Origin of the sequence: Campylobacter sp. BCW_6464, assembly GCF_001762775.1 — a bacterium.
Classification (GTDB): domain Bacteria; phylum Campylobacterota; class Campylobacteria; order Campylobacterales; family Campylobacteraceae; genus Campylobacter_D; species Campylobacter_D jejuni.
In genome coordinates this window covers 82,614-88,635 of record NZ_MJXM01000048.1, presented here as the reverse complement: position 1 = coordinate 88,635, position 6,022 = coordinate 82,614, and the positions used below count along the sequence as shown (strand labels likewise).

Below are 6,022 nucleotides of genomic sequence, written 5' to 3'. Positions count from 1 at the left end.
ATCAACGAAAACATCCTTGCTACTAAAAAAGGTTTAGAACAAGACAATCAAGCTGTTAAAGAATCAGTTCAAACCGTATCAGTTGTAGAAGGTGGTAATTTAACAGCAAGAATTACTGCTAATCCAAGAAACCCACAACTTATTGAACTTAAAAATGTTCTAAATAAACTTCTTGATGTTTTACAAGCTAGAGTAGGTTCTGATATGAATGTTATTCATAAAATATTTGAAGAATACAAAAGCTTAGATTTTAGAAATAAAATCTCTAATGCTTCAGGAAGTGTTGAATTAACTACTAATGCTTTAGGTGATGAAATAGTTAAAATGCTAAAACAAAGTTCAGACTTTGCTAATGCTTTAGCTAATGAAAGTGGAAAATTACAAACTGCTGTTCAAAGCTTAACCACTTCTTCAAATTCTCAAGCTCAATCTTTAGAAGAAACTGCAGCAGCTTTAGAAGAGATCACTTCTTCTATGCAAAATGTTTCAGTTAAAACTAGTGATGTTATCACTCAATCTGAAGAGATTAAAAATGTTACAGGTATTATAGGAGATATCGCAGATCAAATCAATCTTCTAGCTTTAAATGCAGCTATTGAAGCTGCACGTGCTGGAGAACATGGTAGAGGCTTTGCTGTTGTGGCTGATGAAGTTAGAAAGCTAGCTGAGAGAACTCAAAAGTCTTTATCTGAAATAGAAGCTAATACTAATTTACTTGTTCAATCTATCAATGATATGGCAGAAAGTATTAAAGAACAAACTGCAGGTATTACTCAAATCAATGATAGCGTAGCACAAATTGATCAAACTACTAAAGATAATGTTGAAATTGCTAATGAATCAGCTATTATTTCTAGTACAGTAAGTGATATAGCTAATAATATCTTAGAAGATGTTAAGAAGAAGAGGTTTTAATTAGTCATTCAAGCCCAAAAAAGGGTTTGAATTTTAAAAATTTATGCTATGATTTTATATATTTTATCAAGGAAAATATATGAATTTATGGGATAAAAAAGCCAAAACTTACACAAGATATCAAAACACTTTAAATACGATACAAAAGCAAACTTTTGAATATTTACAAAATTTAAATATTTCTTTTCAAAATAAAAGCATTATAGATATAGGATGTGGAACTGGGGTTTGGACTTTACACTTAGCTAAAGAAGCTAAAGAAATTTTAGCCCTAGATAGTGCAAATACTATGCTTGAAATTTTACAAGAAGATGCTAAAAAACTAAATCTTAACAATATAAAATGCGAAAATTTGAGCTTTGAAACTTGGATGCAAAACAATCCTAATGCTAAATTTGATCTTGCATTTTTAAGCATGTCTCCTACTTTACAAAATGAAAAAGATTATGTAAATTTCTTAAATCTAGCTAAAATAAAACTTTATCTTGGTTGGGCTGATTATAGAAAAAGTGATTTTTTAGATCCGATTTTTAAATATTTTAATACCGAATTCAAAGGTTTTTGTAAAAAAGATTTAGAAAGTTATTTGCTAGAAAAAAATATATTTTTTCATAAGATTGTTTTTGATGAAACACGCAAAGTTCAAAGAACGAAAGAAGAGGCTATAGAAAATGCTCTATGGCATTTAAGTATGAACAAAATCACAGCTTCTAAAGAAACTGTAAGTTCTTTTGTTGAAAATGATATTATTGAAACTATAGAATCTAAAATAAAACTTTTAATTATAAATAACTTATAAAAACATTAAGCTTATATTTATTACAATTTCACCGATTATTTTAAAGGAGTTTTTAATGGTTAAAAATTTAATCATCAAATTTGGACGCTTGATTCTTGATGCAATTGTAGCAATAAGTTTTGTTGTAGCTTTGCTTTATTCTCTTTTTATGATGTTTAGTATTGGATTTCTAGCTGGTTTATTGTCACTGATAGTCAGTTTTATTGCTTTATTTTTAAGCTTCTTTGTGATCTATCTTGTTATAGATATCAGAGATACTCTTGTAAATAAAGCTTAAATTTTCCATCTTAAAGGTGGAAATCAATGTTTTAATTGAAATTTTAAAATTTCTCCGGCCATATAAGGCACGACTTGATTGTATTTATTTTCATAAACATTTGGCACTTGCCATTCTTGTTTTTCTAAAGTGATAATTTTGTCATTTTCAAATTTAAGATTATGGATTTTACAAGCATTATCTGAAATAAATTTTTGTAAATTTATTTCATTTGAATGTTTTTCAAAAAGTTCAACTAATACAGGTAAAATCACTGGGGCGCTAAATACACCTGCGGCACAACCGCAACACTCTTTAGTATCTTTTGGATGAGGCGCACTATCACTTCCAAACATAACTTTTTCATAACCACTAAAAGCAAGTTCGCAAAGGGCTTCTTTATCTTCGTAACGCTTGGCTATAGGCTTACAAAAAAGATGAGGATTCATTTTACCTCCGATAACATCATCTAAAGTGATGATTAAATGATGTAAAGTGATTGTCGCATATAAATTTTCATAATCTTTTAAAAGTTCACATAAAGTTTTAGTGGTAATATGCTCCATAACAATCTTAAGTCGTGGAAAATGTTTGGCTAATTTTTTATAAATTTTAGCAAAATTACTTTCCCTGTCCATTACAAAATCATTTGTTTCACCATGCACTAGCAAAGGAATATTTAAATCACTCATAGCCTCTAAAGTAGGTTTTAAATACTCTATATCAAAACTTGAGACTCCACCATTTGAATTTGTTGTAATTCCTGCTGGATAAAGCTTAATGCCAAAAATTTCATCTTTAGTACTGTAAAGAAATTTCTCATCATAATTTTTAAAAAAAAGTGTCATTAAAGGAGTGAAATTTTCATCTTTACAAGCCTTAATGATACGCATTTTATAAGCTTTTAGATCTTCTAAATTGCAAAGCGGAGGGATTAAATTTGGCATAATCACAGCTGCACAAAAATCTCTTGCACTAAAAGGTGCGATAAGTTCTAACATTTGATTATCTCTTAAATGCAAATGCATATCTAAAGGATTTTTAAGTATCATTTTTATCTCCTATATTTAGCTGATAAAATCCATTCTTAAGGCGCTTAAAAAGCTTTTTTTCTTCTAAAAATTTAAAAGTAGCAATGATAGTGGGTTTGCTTTGATGTAATTTTTCTTCAAGCTCACTAATTTTAATCATAATAAAACCATTTTCATCGGCATTTTCACATAAAAATTTTAACAATTCAAAACGCTTTTTTCCTAAAATTTCTCGTATTAAATTTTCAAATTTCATAAGTAAATGCTATATAAAATAAAGCCCCAAACAAAAAGAGCTAAAAGCACGCTAAAAAACACTGCCGCACTCGCACAATCTTTAGCGATTTTTGCCTTTTCATGCCATTCATTAGTAACTAAATCAACACAAGCTTCAATAGCCGAATTTAAAGCTTCTATAATTAAGATAAGCATTAAAACACTTACCAATAACAAATGTTCCAAAAAACTAACTTTTAAGAAAAAACTAAAAACTATCGCAGGAATAATAATGCAAAGTTCAATTCTAAACGCCATTTCATTTTTAAATAAAGTAAAAATCCCTTCTAAAGCATATCTTGCGTTATTTAAAAAATGATATTTAGGCTTCATGGATTTGCCTTAAGTTTAGGATTTAATAAATCATATTCTGGTTCATAAACACTTGTTTTTACATCAAAATATCCTAAAAGAGTGCTAAAAAGATTATCTTGAGAAAGTTTTAAACCTTTATGTTCTTTAGCTAAATTCACTAATTTTTCATCATTACTCCAAAAAATAGCAGGAATATGAGTTTGATAACTTGGCGCTATAGCATAAGGCATACCATGAAGATAAATATCATTTTCGCCCAAACTTTCACCATGATCTGAAAGATAGAACAAAGAACTTTCATAATCTTTTTGCTCTTTTAATAGTTTTATAATCTCACTTAAAAGATAGTCTGTGTAAAGTAAAGTATTGTCATAAGTATTGATTAAAGCCTTACTATCACATTTTGAAAGTTCATTGGTATCACAAGTTGGAGTAAATTTTTTAAACTCATTTGGATAGCGTTTATAATAAGTTGGCCCGTGAGAACCTTGCAAATGAAGAACTATTATATTTTGATCACTCAAATGATTTAATTTTTCTTTAAAAGGAGTGAGTAAATTTTCATCCAAGTCACTAGAAAGTTTTTGCTTATAAGCTAATCTATCACAAACTCCTTTACAACCACCAGAATTATTATCAAACCATGCAGCATCTACACCTGTTTTATAAAGTATATCCATGGCATTTTCTTGAAATTCTGAACTTGAATAATCTCTACGCTTGGATATAGAAAACATACAAGGTAAACTTACCGCTGTTGCTGTTCCGCATGATGAAAAATTATCAAAAAAGACTACATTATCTTTTTTGGTATAAAAATTGGTATCATTTTTAGCATATCCACCCAAAGAGTAATTTGCCGCTCTAGCGGTTTCACCCACTACCAAAACTAAAAGTTTTTTAGTGTGATTGTTTTCTCTATAAGCATCATTAGCTATAGTTTTAAATTCTGGTTTAGCTTTTACAAAACGAACATAATAGCGATATACGGCATAAAATTGATAAAAAGGAATATTATACATTCTTATTTCATTATAGTTTCTAAAAAAAGGCAAGAAAGTTTTGCTTAAAGGGATTAAAACTACACTAACCACAATCAAACCTGATATTATATTGATAATTTTAATTTTCATATGGGATTTAAAACTGCCATAATCAATTTTTACTTTAACAACATAAAAAGCCAACAACAAAGCCAAAACAACAAATAAGATCAATTTTAAATTTAACAAATCTTTTACTTCTTTGATATCTGTTTGAACAACATTTTGTATCATATCAGAGTCTATAAGCACTCCATAAAAACTAATGAAATAAACACTTAAAAAAGATGATATTATAAATAATATAGAAAAAAATTTAGTAAAAAACTTTATAAAAAGTAAAGAGCAAACCACGTGAACAAGGGCAAAATAGGCCACAATAAAAACAAAAGTTATAAACCAATTTTGATTGTTTTTTTCATACACAAACTCAAATAAATTAAAATTTAATATTGCAATCATTAAAGAATTTAAGAAAGTAAACCAAAACCAAGTTAATCTAAGCATATAAATCCCACCTTCAAATTTAAGGTTTTAATTTTATTGAATTTTTTTAAATGGATTGTAGTTTTAAATCTTTTTATGTTATGATTTACACTTTTAATGACAATTTTAAGGAAAATAATGAAACTACTTTCATGGAATGTCAATGGCTTAAGAGCCATTTGTGATAAAAATGCACTTGATTGGATAGCACAAGAAAAGATTGATTTTATAGGTTTTCAAGAAATCAAAGCACATGAAGATAAATTTCCTAAAAAAATTTATGAATATCCTTTTAAACACATGTATTTTAATTCTGCCAAAAGAGCGGGATATTCTGGGGTAATGAGTCTTTGTAATTTTGATAGCGAAGTAAAAAAATGTGAATTTTTTGATGATGAAGAAGGCAGGGTTTTAGAACACCGCTTTAAAAATATCGCACTTTTTAATATCTATTTTCCAAATGGTCAAAAAGATGAAGAGCGTTTAAATTTTAAGATGAAATTTTATGCAGATTTTTTAGTGTATTTAGATAAGCTTTTAAAAGATGGGTTTGAAATTATCATTTGTGGTGATGTTAATACCGCTCATAAAGAAATCGATCTTACCCATCCAAAAGCCAATGCCAATACTTCAGGTTTTTTACCTATAGAAAGAGCTTGGATTGATGATTTGCTAAAACTTGGTTTTATAGATACTTTTAGAGAAATTAATGGCGAAATCAAAGAAAAATACTCGTGGTGGAGCTATAGAATGAAAGCAAGAGAAAGAAATGTGGGTTGGAGGATCGATTATTTTTTCATTTCAAAGGGTTTAAAAGATAAACTTAAAAACGCTTTCATAAGAGATGATATTTTTGGCTCTGATCACGCACCTGTAGGCATAGAAATAGATATTTAATATC

General features: G+C 28.4%; 7 protein-coding genes and 1 pseudogene. 4 read left to right on the top strand and 4 right to left on the bottom strand.

From position 1 onward, the window contains the following. From AJ885_RS06595 to AJ885_RS06585, 3 genes and pseudogenes are all read left to right on the top strand, one after another. Positions 1-915: methyl-accepting chemotaxis protein (locus AJ885_RS06595; protein WP_002934477.1), on the top strand; the 915-nt coding region annotated here is incomplete at its 5' end. 79 nt (positions 916-994) lie between these two features. Further along, positions 995-1,714, top strand: coding sequence for a class I SAM-dependent methyltransferase (locus tag AJ885_RS06590; protein ID WP_070210153.1), 720 nt, complete (start codon positions 995-997; stop codon positions 1,712-1,714). A 55-nt stretch (positions 1,715-1,769) separates the two neighbouring features. After that, positions 1,770-1,984 (top strand): annotated as a pseudogene (locus AJ885_RS06585) (hypothetical protein). A 30-nt stretch (positions 1,985-2,014) separates the two neighbouring features. Here AJ885_RS06585 and pyrC read toward each other — a convergent pair. The 4 genes from pyrC to eptC are packed head-to-tail and all read right to left on the bottom strand — an operon-like array spanning position 2,015 to position 5,142. Further along, the gene (gene pyrC, locus AJ885_RS06580; RefSeq protein WP_070280902.1) at positions 2,015-3,022 is read right to left on the bottom strand and encodes a dihydroorotase; all 1,008 of its coding nucleotides are present in this window, start codon (positions 3,020-3,022) and stop codon (positions 2,015-2,017) included. Then, a complete protein-coding gene (locus tag AJ885_RS06575) occupies positions 3,012-3,257 on the bottom strand; it encodes a replication/maintenance protein RepL (protein ID WP_002861043.1) in 246 nt (81 codons plus the stop codon). Before AJ885_RS06575 ends, pyrC begins: the two co-directional genes overlap by 11 nt. Next, positions 3,254-3,610, bottom strand: a complete 357-nt coding sequence (locus AJ885_RS06570; protein WP_070210156.1) for a diacylglycerol kinase — start codon at positions 3,608-3,610, stop codon at positions 3,254-3,256. Before AJ885_RS06570 ends, AJ885_RS06575 begins: the two co-directional genes overlap by 4 nt. Next, entirely contained in the window at positions 3,607-5,142 is a 1,536-nt protein-coding gene (gene eptC / locus AJ885_RS06565; protein WP_070210157.1) for a lipid A/FlgG phosphoethanolamine transferase EptC, read from the bottom strand. The genes AJ885_RS06570 and eptC overlap by 4 nt, the downstream gene beginning before the upstream one ends. 117 nt (positions 5,143-5,259) lie before the next feature. Between eptC and AJ885_RS06560 the strand changes: the two genes are divergently transcribed. Next, a complete protein-coding gene (locus tag AJ885_RS06560; protein ID WP_002869154.1) occupies positions 5,260-6,018 on the top strand; it encodes an exodeoxyribonuclease III in 759 nt (252 codons plus the stop codon). Positions 6,019-6,022 lie beyond the last annotated feature (4 nt).